We start from the raw sequence: 19923 nt of genomic DNA on the forward strand, positions 1-19923 counted from the left end.
TAAACGAAGTGGACTTTATTCACTAAATCATTAAATCAAGTCGTTGGGATAATGATATATGCTCCGGGCTAATATCTGCTTTATATACCAACACCTCAACACCTGACTCAATAGCTTGTTGTAATAACTCAGCATAGCGAGCATCAATGTGCTCAGCAACCCTTACACTATTGATACCAGTATGCAGCACGGCAAACAATAGCACGGCTCTATCTCCACTATTTACCCTATCAATTAGTTCTCTAAGGTGCTTTTGACCACGCGTGGTGACAGCATCAGGAAAAAAGCCCTGTTTGTCATCAAGTAAAGTAACACTTTTTACTTCAATATAAGTATTTACTGATTGATTGTTGTCACCGGTATGTTGCAATAAAAAGTCGATGCGGCTATTTTCTTGCCCATACTTGACCTCGCGCTGAATCGAATCAAACCCTTGTAACTCTGTGATAGTGCCATTTAATAATGCTTCTTCAGCTAATTGGTTGGCTCTGAGGGTATTGACACAAATATAATGATTTTGCTTTGTTTGAGTTAGTTCCCAGCTAAAGGCATATTTACGCTTAGCGTTACTTGAGGTGCTATACCACACAGTATCAGCAGGTGTGGCACATCCTGTCATTGCACCTGTATTGGCAACATGTAACGTTGTTTCGGTATTGTCAGGTAAAATTATATCTGCTAGAAAACGTTTATAGCGTTTGATTAGAACTGCTGGTTTGACCGATAGTTTCATTAATGTGCTGCATTGTATGATTAACAAGGGAGTAATCATACGATAAAGTTGGGTATTGAATAAAGGCAGATGACTTAATTAATCAAAGTGTCCAACCAGGCTTGCGCATGGTTTATATTACTGAAAAAATTAAACTGCACACCATTATTTTGATATATCCGTTGTAGCTGCATCTGTAATGTATCGGCATAATTACTGTTGAGAATAACAGCAGCAATGGCAATCATTCCGTGATCCACCCGATACTGAGTAGTTTCAATTAATTTTTGCTCGGCTTCAGGCGCAAATACACTATTGCCGGCAAATGAAACTAATGAAGCCCAAGGGCTATCACCCATCTGATTAGCAACCAGTTTAATATCTTGGTAGTACTGTTCAGTGACAACATCATCGAAAGGCCCCTGCGCATCGATAAATAAAATGTTATTTTGCTGCTCAATATTGTAACTTCCGTGTGTTGATGGTTGCATCGATAGTTAGCCTTGTAAAATTTTATCGGACATTATAGATATCAGTTTTTAAGCGATTTGCCAAGTAAGCAGATTTCTATGATTTTTCAAGTTTATATAATGCATATTATTCAATTATTTAATGCTGGTCGGTGCATTGGGCTAAACTTGCATTTGGTCAACCTCCCTGAAAAGGGAAAATTTAGGCTTGTTAGTAAATAATTGCTATGATGTGCACTACGATCAAAAGCATCTTTTTTATGTCTAATATTATAATTAATCCATCACCTAAATTGATACCTGAACAAGCCGTTTTACCCATTGAAGCGATCAAGGTAAAGTTTTGCCAAGCCTTGTCTAAGGACAATACCCTTATTCTCTCAGCCCCCCCAGGTGCTGGTAAATCAACCTGTTTACCCTTATGGTTGCTTGAGCAAAAGGTTCTGACAGGGAAAAAAATTTATTTGTTACAACCACGGCGCCTAGCGGTAAAAAATATTGCTTGTTATTTAGCAAGTCAGCTAAACGAGCCTGTAGGTGAAACGGTAGGTTACCGGCTTCGCAATGAAACAAAAGTATCTAATTCGACCCGTTTAGAGGTGATAACAGAGGGAATTCTCACGCAAATAATTCAAAATGATGCTGAGCTTAGTGATTGTGGTTTGGTGGTATTTGATGAATTTCATGAACGAAGTTTACATGGCGATTTGGCCTTTGCGCTTAGTCGAGATGTGCAATTAGGATTACGCGATGACCTAAAAATACTGTTAATGTCGGCAACCCTTGATGTTGAGCAGTTAACAAAAGCATTACCTGAGGCAATAAGCCTTGCCAGTGAAGGCCGCAGTTTCCCTGTTGAAATCAGCTATAACGCACCGAGTGTCAGTCAGCGCTGGCGTGACCATGCGCTAGCTGTTATTAAACAGCAGGCAGGAGAGCACCAAGGCTCAATCTTAGTGTTTCTTCCCGGTGTAGCTGACATTCGATTTTTAGCGCAAACACTTTCGGCTTATATTACCGAAGCGTCAATAAATCATTTGTTGCTTTGTCCACTTTACGGCGATCTCACGCTTAAGCAGCAACAACAGGCGATACAGCCTTGTAAGCAGGGAGCGCGAAAGCTAGTATTAGCAACCAATATTGCAGAGACTTCATTAACGATCGAAGGGATAGATTTAGTCATAGATTGTGGTTTAGAAAAAGTTGCAATATATAACAACGCCAGCCTACTGAATAAATTGGTTCAAAAACAGATCGCTAAATCTTCAGCTATTCAACGAGCAGGGCGTGCTGGACGCTTAATGGCTGGTCATTGTATTCGGTTATATGCTAAAGATGATTTTGAGCGGCGGCCGGATCAAAGCATTAATGATATAGCACAGGCTGACTTATTACCTACATTAATTGAAGCTGCGCGTTGGGGAGTTGCCAAATTAGCTGATTTACCACTACTAGAATTACCCAGTGAGATAAAAGAACAACAAGCCTGGCAAGAGCTGCAATCTTTGGCCATTGTCGATAAAGATAATAAATTAACGGCACACGGCAAAAAAGTTGCAGAATTCTCCTGTCATCCAAGATTTGCTCATATGATACTCTCTGCATGCCAACTGGCTTCAACAATGCGTAACGATAATCTTCCCTTGTTAGCCTGCATGTTAGTAGCCCTATTAGAAGAGCGTGATCTATTGCCAAATGAGCAAAGTCGTTTTGATTGTGATATCGCACAGCGCATCACGCTGTTGGTTCAGAAATGGCATAAACCCTTCGGTGTAATTGCTAATATAATTAAACAAGTGCAAAACTTAACAAGAGGGGCGCAGCTTAAAAGTATCGACTCGCTTGCGATTAAATCCATACCGACCAATTGTATTGGCTTGCTGTTAGCTCATGCATATCCAGAGCGAATAGCCAAAGCACGTGGTAGCATCGGCGACTTTATTTGTGCTAATGGCAAAGGAGTCACACTTGAACAACAAGATGCTTTAGCTGGAGAGTCTTATTTAGTGATTGCTGATTTAATACAAACATCTCATCAACTGAAGGTGCGTTTAGCAGCAAAGATAGATGTGTCGCAAATAGAACAAGCTTTTTCAAATCAAATTTCCACACAAGAACTCGCCATATTTGATGATGTTAGTGGTAAAATTATTACGCGTAAACGCACAAGTTTGGCGGCGATAAACTTGAAAGAAACAGTCAGTAACACTAATTTATCATCGAATTTGATCGCGAAAATGTGGTGTGATGTACTTAGACGTAAAGGTTTAAGGTTCCTGAGTTGGCAACAGAAAGATCTTGCCTTAAGAGCCCGGTGGCAGTGGTTAACAAGGTATTTCCCACACTACCAATTGCCCGAGATTAGCGATGAAATCTTAGTCACCAATCTTGCCGGTTGGTTCAGCCCTTTTGTTGGGGAAATAAAATCATTAACACAATTAGCTAAGCTCGATTTATCAGCGATGTTATTGTCACAACTTGATTACCAGCAACAACAGCTATTAAAGCAAGCTGCGCCAAGTGTCTATATTGGGTCCACTGGTCGTCATTGTGCGATCACTTATTCGCAGGAAAAGTCACCAAAAGTTGCTATGCCTATGCAAGAACTTTATGGTTCTGTGCAAACCCCTTGTGTGGGCGGCATTAATGGTCATCCAGGTATCCCTTTATTGCTAGAGTTGTTATCACCAGCGCAAAGGCCTATTCAAGTTACGCAAGATTTAGCGAAATTTTGGGCAGGAAGTTATAAAGCAGTACAAAAAGATATGAAATCACAATACCCTAAGCACTTCTGGCCAGATAATCCCGCAGATGCTCAGCCAACGAATAAAACTAAACGCCACTTGAAAAATATCAGTTAGGAACAAATGCATCGATGTCAGCGAAACAGCAAAACAAGGCTTCTGTGAAGTCAAATTCAAAAAAAGTAACCACTGATGCCACAATTAAAAGCAAAACCTGGTTACGTAAAGTGGTCATTGTTAGTGCAAAATTAGCCTTTGCACTAGCTTCTGCGTTAGCACTCTTTACGCTTTACCTTGATGCTAAAGTGCAGAAAACCTTTGAGGGCCAGCGATGGCAAGTGCCAGCGCAAATTTTTGGTCAGGTAGAACGTTTAACGCTTGGTGAACCAGTAAAACTAGGACAAATTGCCAACGCACTGCGGTTAAATGGTTATCAAAAAGTAACCAAAGTAGATGCGCCAGGGCAATTTGCACAATCGGCCAATAGACTTATTATTTATCGTCGAGCGTTTGCATTCCCACAGTCAAGCAATGCTTACTCTACGGACACAGCTGAATTAACTATCAACAGTAAAAATGGCAAAATAAGCCAGCTATTTAGCAATAACATCCCTGTTAATAGCTTGTTATTAGAGCCAGTGCTGCTAGCCAGACTAGTGCCTAATAATAAAGAAGATCGGGTATTAGTAGCGCTACAAAATATCCCGACTCTTTTGCTAGATACCTTGCTATTAATTGAAGATCGTAACTTTTATCATCACCAAGGTATTTCACCTTTAGGGATCTTACGGGCTTTGTATAGCAATATTGTTGCGGGTCGAACCGTGCAAGGGGGGAGCACGTTAACTCAACAATTAGTTAAAAACATGTTTTTAACCAGAGAACGCACTATTACTCGCAAAGTGAAAGAGGCGCTCATGGCGCTCATTATTGAAGTACGATATAGCAAAGATCAACTGCTAGAAGCTTATATTAATGAAGTTTATTTAGGGCAGCATTATGCTAATGGTATTTATGGTTTTGGTTTAGCATCAAAATTTTATTTTGGTAAAACAATTTCTCAATTAAATAGTGCTGATATTGCCCTGCTGGTGGCACAAGTGAAAGGGCCAAGCTACTATGATCCTTGGCGTCATCCAGCTCGAGCCACGGATCGTCGAGATTTAGTGTTACGTTTAATGTTTGAGCAAAATTTAATTTCAGTGGCCGAGTTTAAACAAGCTGTTAATTCGCCATTATCGATTCGAAAGAATAGGCGGTTTACCAGACAAGCTTACCCAGCGTACTTACAATTAGTGAAACAAGAGTTAAACCAACATTTAACCCCTTATCAGCAAAAAATGGGTATTCGTGTTTTTACCGGCTTTTCTCATCGAACCCAACAAACACTAGAGCAAACTGTAACAGAACAGTTAACGCAATTAGAACAAAAATATCAGCAACAAGCATTACAGGCTGCTATGGTGGTTACTGATATCGCCAGTGCCGAGATTAGAGCCTTAGTGGGTGACAAACAAAGTGGTTATGCAGGCTTTAATCGAGCGACCAAAGCACAACGGCCCGTGGGTTCTTTAATTAAGCCGGCTATCTACCTAGCGGCTTTAGAACGATTTGAACAATTCAACTTTGCTACCTTACTTGCCGATCAGCCGATTACATTGACCATAGACGCTGAAGATGGCAGTCAAGGCGAAACCTGGCAGCCAAAAAATTATGATGGTAAGTATCGACAGCAAGTGCCATTAATCGATGGTTTAGTGAATTCTCTCAATATTCCTACCGTAAACTTAGGTATGGCTTTAGGGTTAGAAAATGTTGCTAATGCAATTCACCTACTTGGCTATGACAATGATGTGGTGATGCGGCCTTCTATGTTGCTAGGTGCAATGAATATGTCACCCTTACAAATTAATCAAATGTACCTACCTATAGCTAACCAAGGCTTTGCTGAGCAGGCGCACGCCATTAGCAGTATTTCATCAAGTAAGGGGGAAATACTTTGGCAATATGTGCCAAGCAATGCCCAAGTAATTTCGACCGATGCAGTTTACTTAATGGACTATGCGTTAAGTCAGGTAGCAAAATCGGGTACCGCAAAATCTCTAAATTGGCGGATGAAAGGAGTGAATGTAGCAGGAAAAACAGGTACTAGTAATGATCTTCGGGATAGTTGGTTTATTGGGTATGATAATCGACTGTTAATTACTACTTGGTTAGGAAAAGATAATAATGAGCCGACAGGTCTCACCGGAAGTAGTGGAGCTTTGCTGTTGTTTGCTGATTTTCTTAACAAAAATGGTGGAGTTAGTAAAGTTCGCAACAAACCTGATGCAGTTGCCATCACAACATTTGATCAAAAAACAGGTCATGCAGTGCCAGAAAAATGTAGCAATACCCAAGCTTATCCAGCGATATCACGGGGCATAGTGACCCTAGATCATTGTGCTCAAAAAAAGAAGGAAAAACGTTCTTGGTTTGATAGGTTGTTTGGCGATTAAAACGTTGCTATGTTGAGGGAGTAATTAAGCACTTAAGTGGCAAATTTAAGTGCTTAGGTCGTATCTGTCATACTAAATACCTTAAAGCAATGTGAAACAAACTATTCGGCAAAGGTCACATTTACTTTTGATATAGCTGCAGTATCTATAATGCTGACATTACCGATACTTCGTTGCAGTTTTGCTGCAGTTTTATAGGCGCCATGATGTTCGGCAAAACTGATAATATCATCGCCATTACACATAACTTTTAAAGCCACGGTTTTGTCTCTTAAGCGATAGGCATTGGTTGTGCCGTTTAAGCGGTGAATTTTGTTACTCATCGCGGCTTTACATACGTCAACTAAGGCTGTTTTTACATATGGGCTCATTGTGGCTTGGCTAGGCGCGCTGAAAGCAAGAGCTGACAGTGCTGTTAAAGCGATAACTGTGATATTAACGTTGATCATGATTATTCTCCAATAGGGTTTAATGACGAAGCAATATTACCTCGCACACTTAATAGTGACCCAAACGGTGAAAAAAGTTGTTAATGCCTTTATCATGGATGTAACGAAAAACCTGCAATCAATAAAGAGAGTTTGTCCTAAGTGATTGAATGAATAATTATAGATGAAAAAGTAGACAGGAAATTATGACTATTTTTTTACATTTGTTCATCAGCTTACATACTTTCAATACATAACCGCAGTTTACCGCAAGCTAAATGACCGGCTTAATGATAAAAATGTTGATGTTAAATAAAAAATAGACTGTTTTTATATACAGTTTTAGAGTCTGATATGGTATTGTTTAGTTAATTATACTAATTTAATTTTCTTTTAAAGATGACTAAGGAATAACAATGGCAGTTGAGAGTCGATTCGTCGTCATTAGACACGGGGTGGAGGCAAAAACATTTATGGATAAGAAATCAGCAGATGAATATGACAAAATGTTGGATATGGCTGATAACTTAGTCAATGTATTTGCTAAATCACCGATAGAGCTAAGTGATAGCGCAAGTGAAGAATTAAGTATTTATTTGGCACAGCACCGAGATGACGTATTGGTCGCCTTACTTGCGAAAAAGCCTACAAAAAAATCGCCTGTCAAAAAAGCGGCTAAGAAATCAGCAGAAAATAAGGCCGATCCTACTCCGGCAAAATTAGGCGAAGCTAGCTAATTTGTTTTTTGGAATATTGTTTTTTAGCATGTGCTTGTGATTGAATATCAAGTAGTTCATAGTCGCCGAAAAACCCTAGCGCTACAAGTAAAGCGCGGGCAGGTTTTTGTTCGTGCGCCTTATCATCTTGATGAACAACAGATTCATGCCTTTATTCACAAAAAAGAGGCTTGGTTAAACGCTAAAATCTTTGAACAACTTCAAACGGCTGAGCAGTGTTGTCAGTTTAATCAAGGGGCTACATTGCTGGTATTTGGGCAGCAAGTTAAGCTCAATATTATTTATTTGAATGCCCGTAAGCAGCCTGATGTCTATTTATCCTCAGATACTCAGCAGCAACAAACGTTAACTATTGCTTTTAACCAGTCTCAGCAAACCAAATGGACGACAAAGTTACAACAATCGTTAGCGGTTAAAAAGAAAATAGAGGCTTACTTTAAAGCGCAAGCACTGGATATTATTTTTCCCAAAGTAGACTACTACGCACGGCTTACGCAATTATCTCCTACCAACATAAAAATCAGGCAATATCGCGCTAGATGGGGCAGTTGTAATAGTAAAGGCGAGCTAAGTTTTAACTATTTATTGATGATGTTACCTGTATTTGTGATCGACTATGTTGTGATTCATGAATTGTGTCATTTACGTCACTTAAACCATTCGTCGGATTTTTGGCGATTAGTTGCCATATATTGTCCAAACTTTAAAGAGGCTAAGGCATGGATAAAAGCAAACCAAGGTGCGCTGCAGTGGCGGCAACCTCAAGCTTAGATTAATTATCGTTTTGGATTTTGCTATTGGCATGAATTTAGCTTTAATTTAACCAAGGAAGTTGAAGCTAGTTTGTGCTATTGATCCAAAGCGCTAAGGAATAACGATGAAAATAACCCTTCACAGTCTAAAGATGACATTTATTTATATGGCCTCTATTGTATTTTCTGTAGCGAGTGCTTACTGGTTATTTGGAATATAACAGGCAGATAGTTGGCCATACTAGACAGTTAATTGCCATAGGGTATTAATCTTACCTTGGCTGTAATAGTGATTATCATAGGATAATAGAAAGTGTAGTTGTATACGCTATAACTTTTTATTCTATTCTCTATTTGCCAATAAATGTTGACACTCTAAGGGAAATCAGGCATTTTAAACTTATGAATATTACACCTAACCACATTACCATTATTACCACCACCACCACCCTTATAGGATTGGCGGTTGCTGGCTAACGTGTAAAAAAAATAATTTTATCGAAGCCCGTAACCTGCAAAGGTTACGGGCTTTTTGCTTTTTAAAAGGGAAAAAATAATGCGTGTACTTAAATTTGGCGGCTCATCTTTGGCTTCAGCTGAGCGTTTTCGTCAAGTGGCAGATATCATCAAAGATAAAAGCCAGTCGTCCCAAGTTGCCGTGGTTGTTTCAGCACCACAAGGTGTTACCAATCATTTAGTTGCCATGGCTGAAAATATTAGTGATGAAGCAAAATTGGTCACCGATTTAGGACATTTTAAACGCGCAATCACCTCGATTATTGATGACCTATCGGCGAGTTTACCTGAATTTAATGCGATTCATTGTGAGCAAGCACTAGCAAATTATGAACATCAGCTTAGCCGCTATATGCAAGGCGCTACCATGTTAACTTATTGCCCGGATCATATACGTGCGCGCATTATTAGTACAGGTGAGCGTTTAAGTGTTGCAATTCTCGATTCGGTGCTCCAGTCATCAGGTTTGCAGGTATCATTACTGTCGCCTGAAAAATTCTTGTTCACTAACGACTCCTCTTTAAATGCAGTTGCTGATTTAGTGCTTTCAAAAGAAAGCTTTCATTCGCAATATGACAAGCTAAATCAAATTTCGTTAATGCCGGGCTTTATCGGTATGAGTATTGGTAAAGATCAAGTTGAAGGTCAAATCACCACGTTAGGGCGTAATGGCTCAGATTATTCTGCTGCAGTATTAGCAGTATGTATGCAAGCTGAGTGTTGTGAAATATGGACTGATGTTGATGGGGTTTATAATGCTGATCCGCGCATGATTAAAGAAGCAAAATTACTCGATTATTTGTCTTACCAAGAAGCTATGGAGCTGTCTTATTTCGGTGCCAGTGTCTTGCATCCGAAAACAATTGGTCCAATCGCTCAATACCATATTCCTTGCTTAATCAAAAACACCAGTAATCCATCAGCGCCAGGTACGTTAATTTCTAACGAAAACGACCAGCAAAAATGTGTTAAAGCCATATCAAACTTAGATGATATTACCATGGTCAATGTTTCTGGTCCCGGCATGAAAGGCATGGTAGGTATGGCCAGCCGTGTTTTTGCTACTATGAGTAGAGAAAATATTTCTTTAGTGCTCATTAGTCAGTCTTCAAGTGAATACTGTATTAGTTTCTCGATTCATTCCGTTGATGCGCTGCAGGCAGAGCAAAGTTTAAAAGAAGAATTTGAGTTAGAATTACTCAATGGCTTACTTGAACCCATTGCCTTAAAGGGTGATTTATCTATTGTGTCCCTAGTTGGGGATGGTATGCATCATCAACGTGGTGTTGCCGCAAAGTTTTTCAGCTCACTTGAGCAAGCGCGAGTCAATATTGTTGCTATTGCCCAAGACTCGTCAGAGCGCAGTATCTCTGTGGTGATAGAAGAAAGAAAATGTACGGCTGCGATGAAAGTGAGTCATCAAAATTTCTTTTCTCATAAACCAGCCATTGATGTGTTTTTAGTTGGTTGTGGTGTGGTAGGTAGCGAGTTAATAGCGCAAATATCTCGTCAACAAGCCAGCCTTAAAGAGCAAAATATTGCCTTGAAAGTTTACGGTATTGCCAATTCTAAAGGTATGGTGTTTGATAACGCTGGGATTGATCTCGACAACTGGCAAAATGTTATGGCGCAAGCTGCAGATAATAAAAAAGCGGTTGAGGTAAATGCTGCAAATATCAAAGCATTTGTTAGTGATAATCATCTAATTAATCCGGTGTTGGTAGATTCTACCTCAAATGAAGCATTAGCAATGAGCTATGTTGACTATTTAGCAGAAGGGTTCCATGTAGTTACACCAAACAAAAAAGCCAATACAGATTCATGGCAGTACTATCAAGAATTACGTGCTACAGCACAAAAAACCAACCGAAGGTTTTTGTATGAAACAACCGTTGGTGCTGGCTTACCCGTGATTGATACTTTGCAAGGCTTAATTAAAGCAGGTGATCAGTTACAACGTTTTGAAGGTATATTATCAGGCTCGCTTTCTTATATTTTTGGTAAACTCGATGAAGGAATGTCTTTATCAGCAGCAACTGCTATTGCTAAAGACAATGGCTTTACTGAGCCAGATCCTCGTGATGATTTAAGTGGTATGGACGTAGCGCGTAAATTATTAATTATGGCCCGCGAATCAGGGATGCAACTAGAGTTATCAGATATTGATATCGAATCAGTATTACCTGATGACTTTGATGCCAGTGGTGATGTTGATGAGTTTATGAATAACTTACCTAAACTTGACAGTGGCATGAGCGCTCGTTGTGAGCAAGCGAAAGCACAAGGACAAGTATTACGTTATATTGGCAATATAGTTGATGGCAAGTGCCGCGTTTCAATTGAAGCCGTTGATGCTAGTCACCCATTATACAGTATTAAAGAAGGCGAAAATGCCTTAGCGGTTCATAGTCGATATTATCAGCCCTTGCCATTTGTGCTTCGTGGATATGGTGCTGGCGCTGCAGTAACGGCTGCAGGCGTTTTTGGTGATATATTAAGAACTTTAACGTGGGAGCAACATCACTAATGACAGTTTCCACCCATTCATCCGTCGCTAAAGTCTCAGTTTTTGCGCCTGCCTCAATTGGTAATGTTAGCGTCGGGTTTGATGTTTTAGGTTTAGCAGTAAAGCCCATTGATGGCACTTTATTAGGTGATGTTGTCACTGTAGAAAGTGCTGGTGAACATGCAGCAGATCGCTTAGTGGTTGTTGGTGCTTTTGCTGACAAGCTACCAAAGGCGAAAGAAGACAATATTGTTTGGTCATGTTTGCTGTTATTTAACCAAGCCTTGCAATCAGCAGATCAAGCGGTTGTTAGAGTACAAATGACTTTAGATAAAAAAATGCCGGTAGGGAGTGGTTTAGGCTCTAGTGCTTGCTCAGTAGTGGCAGCGCTTGCTGGTTTAAATGCATTTTATGGCAAGTACCACGGTTTTAGTTTTGATGAGAAAACCTTGCTAAAAATGACCGGTCAAATGGAGGCTCAAATCAGTGGGAGTTTACATTATGATAATGTTGCGCCATGTTATTTAGGTGGCTTACAGTTGATGGTGCCAGACAGTGAAGTGATCAATCGTGTTTTACCTGGTTTTAATGATTGTTTTTACGTTATGGCCTACCCAGGTATTGAGGTGTCAACTAAAGCCGCACGCGATGTATTGCCAACCAGCTATAGCCGAGCTGATGTGATAAGCTATGGTCAAAATTTAGCAACCTTTGTTGATGCTTGTCATCGACAAGATAAAGTACAAGCTTTTTCAGTATTAACCGATGTTGTTGCTGAGCCATACAGAATCAATTTATTACCACAATACCAGCAAGCCCATGATTATTTGATGGCAGAAGGCGCTCATGCTGTGGGTATTTCAGGCTCAGGGCCAACGTTATTTTGTATTTGTGATACCGAGCAACAAGCTCAAGATTATGCTCAATGGTTAAAAGCACATTATTTGCAAACAGAGCTTGGCTTTGTACACGTATGTCAGGTTGATGAAGCTGGCGCGGTAGAAATTTAAATTTGGTTGGGCTGAAGCTTGCAAACCCTGACCAAACGATATTAAAAGATTATTAGGAACAAAAAGTGAAATTTTATAATTTAATAGAAAACGATGAACGAGTAAGTTTTGCTCAAGCCGTTAAGCAAGGGTTAGGCAAAAATCAGGGGTTATTTTTTCCTGAATCTATGCCGAAATTTGACAATATCGATGAGTTGCTTGCAATGCCACTGGTTGAGCGTAGCGTAAAAATACTTCAGCCATTTGTTGAAGATGATTTAACCGAGCAAGAGTTAACTGAAATAGTAACCTCAGCCTTTAACTTTCCGGCGGTTTTACAGCCTATTAGCAATAACCGTGCTATTTTAGAATTGTTTCATGGGCCGACATTGGCGTTTAAAGATTTTGGTGCCCGTTTTATGGCGAAATGTTTACAAACTTTCGTTGCAAAAGACGCTAAAGCAAGCGGGCAACAAAAACCATTGACTATTTTAACGGCGACCTCAGGTGATACCGGTGCCGCGGTTGCCCATGCTTTTCATGGTATTGACAATATTCGTGTTGTCATCATGTACCCTAAAGGTAAAATCTCTTTATTACAGGAGAAAATGTTTTCTACCTTAGGTGGTAACATTGAAACCTTAATGGTTGATGGTGATTTTGATGATTGCCAAGCCTTAGTTAAACAATCCTTTAATGATAAAGAGCTTGCGACTACTATTGGTTTGAACTCGGCTAATTCAATAAATATCAGCCGACTGTTAGCGCAAATTTGCTACTACTTTGAAGCTGTGGCGCAACTTTCTCGTGCGAAAGAGAGTCTTGGAGATATTGTTTTCTCGGTTCCTTCAGGCAATTTTGGTAACTTAACAGCGGGTTTATTTGCTAAAGCTATGGGCTTACCTATTAAGCGCTTTATCGCTGCAACTAATTTAAATGATACTGTGCCACGTTATTTAGAAACCGGAGAATGGTCACCCAATACAACGGTGGCGACTATTTCTAATGCCATGGATGTGAGTAACCCTAACAACTGGCCTCGTGTTGAGCACATGCTTAAATCGGGTATTGTTGAAAACGGTTGTGTGAGTTCAGTTTCTATTGATGAAGAACAAACACAATCAACTGTTATTGGCCTAGGAAAATTAGGCTATATTAGCGAACCACACGCAGCAGTTGCTTATAAAGCATTACAGTACAGTGCCACTGAAGATGAATTAGGTGTTTTCTTAGGCACCGCCCATCCGGCTAAATTTAAAGATGTTGTAGAAAGTATTTTAGGGCAACCTTTAGGTCTACCCAAAGAGTTGGCTGATTGTGCGGGCGAGCCTATTTTATCGCAAGATATGGCGAATGAGTTTGCTGATTTACGCGCATACTTACTTAAATAAAATCGAGTCACTATGATCAAACCACACTGGCAACAGATAATTAAGCAAGCGCAATTGCAAGACTACTATTGCCAGTTACAAGCAGATATTGCCAAGCAAAGATCGCAAGGACTCACTATTTTCCCTAAGCAGGAAGATGTTTTTTGTGCCTTTGAATTTCTAGATTTGCCTGAGATAAAAGTCATTATTTTAGGCCAAGATCCCTACCACGGCGAGCACCAAGCACACGGTCTGGCTTTTTCTGTGCAAAAAGGGATTAAAGTGCCACCCTCGTTAGCCAACATCTACAAAGAATTAAGCACAGATGTGGCGGATTTTACCACTCCTAGTCACGGCAACTTAACAAGCTGGGCAGAGCAAGGAGTATTATTGTTAAATACCGTTTTAACGGTTCAACAAGGCCAAGCTCACTCGCATGCTAAATTGGGTTGGGAAACCTTTACCGATGAAATTATTGAACATATTAACCAGCATAATAACGGTTGTGTTTTTATTTTATGGGGCGCACATGCACAAAAAAAAGGCCGTAATATTGATGCACACAAACATCTGATATTAAACGGCCCACACCCATCGCCATTATCGGCTTATCGCGGTTTTTTTGGCTGCAAACACTTCTCTAAAGCAAATGCTTGGCTAGAAGAAAAAGGGCAAAAAGGCATTAATTGGAGCAGTTTGTAGTTACTATGTTATCGGTTACTAAAAGCTGATGTCGGTGATTAAAAACGAATGATCATTTCTGCGGCCTCGCAGTGACAATCATGACCACACAAAATGCAGTTATATCCATGTTTACTTGCTTCATTCCATTTATCTGGATGGGATTTAACTAGCTTGCCACCACAATGGGTAAAATAAGCGACAGCGCTATTATTAGGACTTTGTTTCCAAAGATGGGCAATTCCAGCGGTTGCTCCTTGTTGCTTTGCGGCCTCAATTGACAGCTTTAGTAATTTCTTGCCGACACCTAAGCCGCGATACTTTTGATCAACGGTGTTACATTTGAAATAACAGCATTTTTCACTAGGCACTAGCCACAATTTAGGGCTACACCATTGATCAATTGGCCAATTATTTGCTGAGAAAGTAATACGAAAACCTATTACTTGCTGATTCAGCAGGGCAACATAACCACAATTAATACCAGCATGTATGCCACGGTTAACCCAATCAGCAATACTTTCATTGGTTAAATAGCCGTCACCATGTACTGTATTAGCAAGCTGTATAACTTGTTCGAAATACGTAGGAACAAGTTTTTGATAGTTAACTTCAGCCACAGCGTTACAGTAAGTTCATATCAAAGTTTAATGTAGAAACAACACCACTAGGTGAGGTTACAGTAATAGTAAGCCTTGCGCTTTGAGGGTCATCACCAGCCTCTTGCGCTACACTAAAGTTAATCCGCGTAAAACCAGCCTTAGCATTATTGCCAACAGTATAACTTGTAGTTCCAGCTAAAGTACCTGCGCTTAGGGCAACTTCCACGGTAGTGCCAAGTGGCATAGTTTGATTTGGCGTGCCAGTATCAGCAAAGTCGAAATTAAACCCTTGGCTACCACCATTGGCTACATCTGGCAGTGCTGAAGTAGTGTTTGTTAATGAGTTGTGGTAAGTTTTTCCGTTGAGACTACTGGTTAATTTTGTTTCAGGGGTAGAGCTTGCCATGACTAACCTTAGTGCCTTTCTGACATGAATGTTGCGCATGTTTTCACTCGCACAGTTGTCACCTTGACATTGTGGACCATTAAATAAACTGTCGGCTGAGCTAAAGCTATTATCATTATTAAAATCAATAAAGGTTTCGCCGTTATCATAACGGCTATTTTCGTTGTCATCACGCCAAGCTTCAGACATATCAATAAACCCTTTAGCTTGTGGCGAATAGTTATCTAGGCCAGAATCGACATTAAAATTACTACTGCTGCCGTTATCAATAATGGGATCGCCATCAGCTTCATCAAAAGTATTATTACCGTTAGTATCAAAGAAGCTTTCATGGCCTAAGGCCGTCGCCAAAATGGTAATCCTATGATTGGTCACTCTAGGCTCACTACTGGTCCATACTACCGAGCAACTCCCGTTAGTGGTTGAGCAACTTGGCTGAATTGTGCCACCTTCTGTGGTGAAGTTCACGGTTGTTCCATCCGGTACTGGGTTATGAAAGTTATCTGATAACCACACGGTAATGTTAGACTCTTCACCGCTAATATTATGGGCTTCTGGGTTAAGTATGTCAGCTGCAATAGTCATTGACAGTTGCTCTGGTAATCCAGTGTTGATCGATAATAAATCAGACTGGCTTTGCACTGTAAAGGTATTGCCATTAAAGTCCATGCTTGCTGAAGCGGTTACACGCACCGCGGTAGGCACGGTACCGGCAGCCACTTGTGTGGTGACAAGTCCTTGACTATTGGTTACACCAGAGGCTCGACTTAAGCTGATACCACCGACAGCGGTGCTGAGTGAAAAATTAACGGTTTGTTGGGGTAACACATTACCTAGCTGGCTTTTTACTTTAAAAGTAAGGGTAGAAGTTTCTTGTTTATTTTGGCCGCCCGTACCTTTAAGGACTATTGCGCTAGGTGCGGCAGAAATAAATTCAATAGAGCCGAGCTGTTCGCCTTGAATAGTGATGGTTTCACTGGCTGTGTGGCTAATATTATTCATGCTAACACTGGCGATGATAAGATCGTCTGTACCTGTAGCCCCGGCACAATTAATATCAGTAAAAGTAGCGCTTGCGGTGCCATTAACGCTTAATACCGTTTCATCAATACTGGCGTTACCATTTTGTACACAGTTAGAACTAAACGTAACAGGAACAGGGGTAATAATTAACTCACCGTTTTGGTCAACCAAATCGACACTTAATCCTAAACTACCGCCGGCACTAAGCTGGTTATCCATGATAGAGAGTTCAATTTTACCTTCAACAAAGCTATTATTTTCATCAAAGTAACCTAAGCGGCTGTTTTGGTTGATAATGGTATCAGCAGGTAAGATTTGATAATTGAAAACACTACTGACACTAGCTTCATCACCTAGGCTGTAGCTACTAGTGAAAATGCCGGCACCAATGGCACTGTCAGCGCTACTCAAGGTGACTTGGGCTACACCTAAGTTATTAGTTAAAAATGTTGAAGTACTGAGCGTGCCTACATCAGCCGTAAAACTAATAATTTTATTAGCAATGCCTTGACCATTACTATCGGTTAAGGTGCTAGTAATGCTAACCTCTTGATCAGCCTTAAATTGATTAACAGGATCATCATTTAATGACATCACCGTGGTTAACGTAGGCGGAAGTTCAATATTTTGCGCCTCAACAAATTCATAATCAACGGGGAGGGCGCTAATTTCTCCTACGTTAGCATTGGCGGGGCCTGCACCTAATGACAGCGATTCATTGGTAATATGTACGATAGCAATGCCTTCGCTATTGGTTAGTTTTGAATCGATATCTAATGTGCCAATTGAGGCAGAAAAACTTACCGCTTTGTTTTCAATTAAGACGTTATTTTCATCGGTTACTTTAGCTTGCAGTGTAATGGTTTCATTTGCGGAAAAGCTATGTTTAGCGTTACCTTCACTGTCTAAAAGTAACAGCTCAACATTTGCGACCACTTTAGGTAAATTATCGCTTTCATCTGCATTATGACCATTACAGCCGCTGAGAATAAGGGTAAATAATGAAGCAAGTACAAGACAAAGCTTTTTCATGCTTAAATTTCCTAGATAAAGTAATGTAAAAATTCTTTAGTTAGAATAAAGTGATACAAAATGAAAGTCCATGAAACACGGAAAGAAAAGTGAATAAAATGTATGATCCCATGGTGGATAGCTCACCAGGTTGTGGTATTGAATATCCTAGTAGTTACTGGGCTGATATTTCTACAACCAATGAAACGAGTAAACCCGAAGATGATGGTCAACTAGACAAAGATATTGATGTTGAGGTTGCTATTATTGGTGCCGGCTATACTGGCCTTTCTTGCGCACTTCATTTAGCTCGAGAACATAACATCAAAGCCCATGTGTTTGAAGCCAACCAAACGGCTTGGGGGTGTAGCGGCCGAAATGCGGGGTTTATTTTAAAATCCTCAGGACGAAAAACCTACGCCGCTATGCAAAAACAATGGGGTGAAGAAGTGATGCGCGGCATATATCATGAAATGTGTGCCGGTGTTGAGACAGTCAATGGTTTGATTGGAGAGGGGATCAACTGTGATCAGCAGCCCGCAGGTTATATTAAAGTGGCTCATAAGCCAAGCATGCTTAAAACGCTAAAAGCCCAAGCAAAATTGCAGCAACAGATGTTTGGTTATGATGTACAAGTTCTATCAAGACAGGAATTGCATCAAGATTATATGGCCGATGAAAATGCTTATGGGGCAATTCGTTATCAAGACGGGTTTGGTTTAAATCCTTTAAAACTAGCTTGGGGCTATCAACAATTAGCACAGGCTGCTGGCGTAAAAGTGCATACCTCAACCCCCGTGAGTTTTGCAGATACTAGCATTAAAAATAGCAGGCAACTGATCACACCTCAAGGAAAGGTAACCGCTAAGAAAGTAGTGATTGCCACTAATGGCTACACGCCAAAGGGTTTGCACCCGATAGTAACCAATAGAAGTTTACCTGTGCTATCGCAAATTATCGTTACAGCACCTTTGTCACCAGCGCAGCTAGCGGCTTGTAATTTTATCACTAGTAATGTGGTGATGGATACGCGCGCGCTGAAATACTATTATCGTAAATTACCTGATAATCGTATTTTGTTTGGCGGGCGTGGTGCAATTACTGGCAAAAATGCCAATGATCCCGCTTACGCACAACGTTTGATGTCAGTATTAAAAACTAGTTTTCCGGCCTTAGAAAATCTTACATATGATTATGCCTGGTCAGGCTGGATTTGTATGGCACTGGATGACCTACCCCATATTTACCAAGGAGAAAAAGGCAGTAACGAAGAAAACCTTTTTTATGCCATGGGCTATTGTGGCAGTGGTGTGTCTTTTTCCGTGCAGGCTGGTAAGCGTTTAGCCGAAAAAGTTGCAGGCAAAGCAGTATCTAACCTACCCTTATATACTCAGCCACTCCCTAAATTTCCATTTGCGCCATTACGTCGAGTAGGGCAATGGGGCTACTTTCATTACGGAAAAATTAAAGACAAGTATTTATGATGTTTTGCCTAGCGCACTAAAGCCGATTTAATGATTCACCGCGCTTAAAAGCTGCAATGTTCTCACTAAGTAAATTGATCAGTCTTTGTTGTGCCTCACTACTTGCCCATGCGATATGCGCCGTTATTTTTAAGTTCTCTAGCTTGTTTGTTTGTAATGCGCATAATAAAGGGTGATCAAGAGGAGGTGGCTCTTGCTCTAAAACATCTAATACCGCATAGGCTATCTGTTTGTTTTCTAGTGCTGTTAGTAAGTCGCCACTATTAACTAAAGCGCCGCGTGCGGTGTTAATTATCATTGCAGTTGGCTTCATTTTTACCAACGTCTTGGCATTAATTAAATTGGTGGTGTCGGGCGTTTGTGGGCAATGTAGGCTAATAATATCTGACTGGGTGATGAGCTGGTCAAAGCTGACTCTCCCGCGGCGAATTTCAGTAGAATAAGGTCGTTCACTAATCAAAATATTCATATCAAATGCTTGAGCAAGTTTAGCAACGGCTTGCCCTAAACACCCATAACCGATCAAACCTAAAGTTTTACCTGCCAGTTCAGTAATACCATTGCCGTGGTAGCAAAAAGTCTCGCTCTGCTGCCAGCGCCCTTGAACCGTGTTGGTATTGTGGTGTGTTGTTTGTTGATAATATTCTAGCATTTGAGCCAATACATATTGAGCAACAGCCTTACCCGCATAACCACTGACATTGGTGACAGCAATATTGTGTTTTTGTGCCGCTTCTATATCGACATTGTTGTAACCCGTAGCAGCAATACAAATTAGGGCTATCTTAGGTAGTTTTGCCAGAATTTCAGCCGTTAATACCACTTTGTTAGTGACAATAATATCTGCATTTTGACAACGATCAAGCACTTGCTCTGGCATGGTCGTTGGGTGACATGTAAGAGCCGTTACTTGCTGTTCAATGGCAGCAAATGAAATGTTGTCGCTAAAGGTCTGGCTATCTAAAAACACAGCGTTCATGGTTGTCTCCATTGG

At 40.4% G+C, this 19923-nt stretch carries 15 protein-coding genes; 9 read left to right on the forward strand and 6 right to left on the reverse strand.

Features of this window, described 5'->3' with window-relative positions; all coding sequences use genetic code 11:
• Positions 1 to 22 precede the first annotated feature (22 nt).
• Together sfsA and ABXG98_RS00010 are read right to left on the reverse strand one after the other, a co-directional pair.
• Positions 23 to 733 (reverse strand): DNA/RNA nuclease SfsA, encoded by a 711-nt coding sequence (sfsA, locus tag ABXG98_RS00005; RefSeq protein WP_353536629.1) that lies wholly within the window; start codon positions 731 to 733, stop codon positions 23 to 25.
• A 74-nt stretch (positions 734 to 807) separates the two neighbouring features.
• Positions 808 to 1203: a hypothetical protein gene (locus ABXG98_RS00010; RefSeq protein ID WP_353536630.1), complete on the reverse strand. Its 396-nt coding sequence runs from the start codon at positions 1201 to 1203 to the stop codon at positions 808 to 810.
• Positions 1204 to 1442: 239 nt separating this feature from the next.
• Between ABXG98_RS00010 and hrpB the strand changes: the two genes are divergently transcribed.
• Together hrpB and mrcB are read left to right on the forward strand one after the other, a co-directional pair.
• The gene (hrpB, locus tag ABXG98_RS00015; protein WP_353536631.1) at positions 1443 to 4043 is read left to right on the forward strand and encodes an ATP-dependent helicase HrpB; all 2601 of its coding nucleotides are present in this window, start codon (positions 1443 to 1445) and stop codon (positions 4041 to 4043) included.
• Between the two features lie 14 nt (positions 4044 to 4057).
• Entirely contained in the window at positions 4058 to 6424 is a 2367-nt protein-coding gene (gene mrcB, locus ABXG98_RS00020) for a penicillin-binding protein 1B (RefSeq protein ID WP_353536632.1), read from the forward strand.
• Positions 6425 to 6525: 101 nt separating this feature from the next.
• Here mrcB and ABXG98_RS00025 read toward each other — a convergent pair whose 3' ends face one another.
• Positions 6526 to 6873, reverse strand: coding sequence for a DUF3718 domain-containing protein (locus ABXG98_RS00025; RefSeq protein WP_353536633.1), 348 nt, complete (start codon positions 6871 to 6873; stop codon positions 6526 to 6528).
• 395 nt (positions 6874 to 7268) lie between these two features.
• Here ABXG98_RS00025 and ABXG98_RS00030 point away from each other — a divergent pair, with 395 nt between their 5' ends.
• The 6 genes from ABXG98_RS00030 to ung all read left to right on the forward strand — a co-directional run bounded on the left by ABXG98_RS00030 (position 7269) and on the right by ung (position 14424).
• Positions 7269 to 7589, forward strand: a complete 321-nt coding sequence (locus tag ABXG98_RS00030; RefSeq protein ID WP_353536634.1) for a YebG family protein — start codon at positions 7269 to 7271, stop codon at positions 7587 to 7589.
• A 36-nt stretch (positions 7590 to 7625) separates the two neighbouring features.
• Positions 7626 to 8360: a M48 family metallopeptidase gene (locus tag ABXG98_RS00035; RefSeq protein ID WP_353536635.1), complete on the forward strand. Its 735-nt coding sequence runs from the start codon at positions 7626 to 7628 to the stop codon at positions 8358 to 8360.
• A gap of 537 nt (positions 8361 to 8897) precedes the next feature.
• Entirely contained in the window at positions 8898 to 11384 is a 2487-nt protein-coding gene (thrA, locus tag ABXG98_RS00040) for a bifunctional aspartate kinase/homoserine dehydrogenase I (protein ID WP_353536636.1), read from the forward strand.
• Positions 11384 to 12373, forward strand: coding sequence for a homoserine kinase (thrB, locus tag ABXG98_RS00045; protein ID WP_353536637.1), 990 nt, complete (start codon positions 11384 to 11386; stop codon positions 12371 to 12373). Before thrA ends, thrB begins: the two co-directional genes overlap by 1 nt.
• Positions 12374 to 12438: 65 nt before the next feature.
• Positions 12439 to 13743 carry a threonine synthase gene (gene thrC, locus ABXG98_RS00050; RefSeq protein ID WP_353536638.1) on the forward strand — a complete coding sequence of 435 codons (1305 nt, stop codon included), beginning with the start codon at positions 12439 to 12441 and terminating at the stop codon, positions 13741 to 13743.
• 12 nt (positions 13744 to 13755) lie between these two features.
• Entirely contained in the window at positions 13756 to 14424 is a 669-nt protein-coding gene (gene ung / locus ABXG98_RS00055) for a uracil-DNA glycosylase (protein ID WP_353536639.1), read from the forward strand.
• A gap of 38 nt (positions 14425 to 14462) precedes the next feature.
• Here ung and ABXG98_RS00060 read toward each other — a convergent pair whose 3' ends face one another.
• Both ABXG98_RS00060 and ABXG98_RS00065 read right to left on the reverse strand, forming a co-directional pair.
• A complete protein-coding gene (locus tag ABXG98_RS00060; protein ID WP_353536640.1) occupies positions 14463 to 15023 on the reverse strand; it encodes a GNAT family N-acetyltransferase in 561 nt (186 codons plus the stop codon).
• A 4-nt stretch (positions 15024 to 15027) separates the two neighbouring features.
• Positions 15028 to 17466 carry an Ig-like domain-containing protein gene (locus ABXG98_RS00065; protein WP_353536641.1) on the reverse strand — a complete coding sequence of 813 codons (2439 nt, stop codon included), beginning with the start codon at positions 17464 to 17466 and terminating at the stop codon, positions 15028 to 15030.
• A 98-nt stretch (positions 17467 to 17564) separates the two neighbouring features.
• On the opposite strand from ABXG98_RS00065, the gene ABXG98_RS00070 reads away from it, so the two are divergent.
• Positions 17565 to 18929, forward strand: a complete 1365-nt coding sequence (locus tag ABXG98_RS00070; protein ID WP_353537437.1) for an NAD(P)/FAD-dependent oxidoreductase — start codon at positions 17565 to 17567, stop codon at positions 18927 to 18929.
• Positions 18930 to 18945: 16 nt separating this feature from the next.
• Here ABXG98_RS00070 and ABXG98_RS00075 read toward each other — a convergent pair whose 3' ends face one another.
• Positions 18946 to 19908, reverse strand: coding sequence for a D-2-hydroxyacid dehydrogenase (locus ABXG98_RS00075; protein WP_353536642.1), 963 nt, complete (start codon positions 19906 to 19908; stop codon positions 18946 to 18948).
• Positions 19909 to 19923 lie beyond the last annotated feature (15 nt).

This window comes from Colwellia sp. KU-HH00111 (assembly GCF_040362745.1).
Lineage (GTDB): Bacteria > Pseudomonadota > Gammaproteobacteria > Enterobacterales > Alteromonadaceae > Colwellia.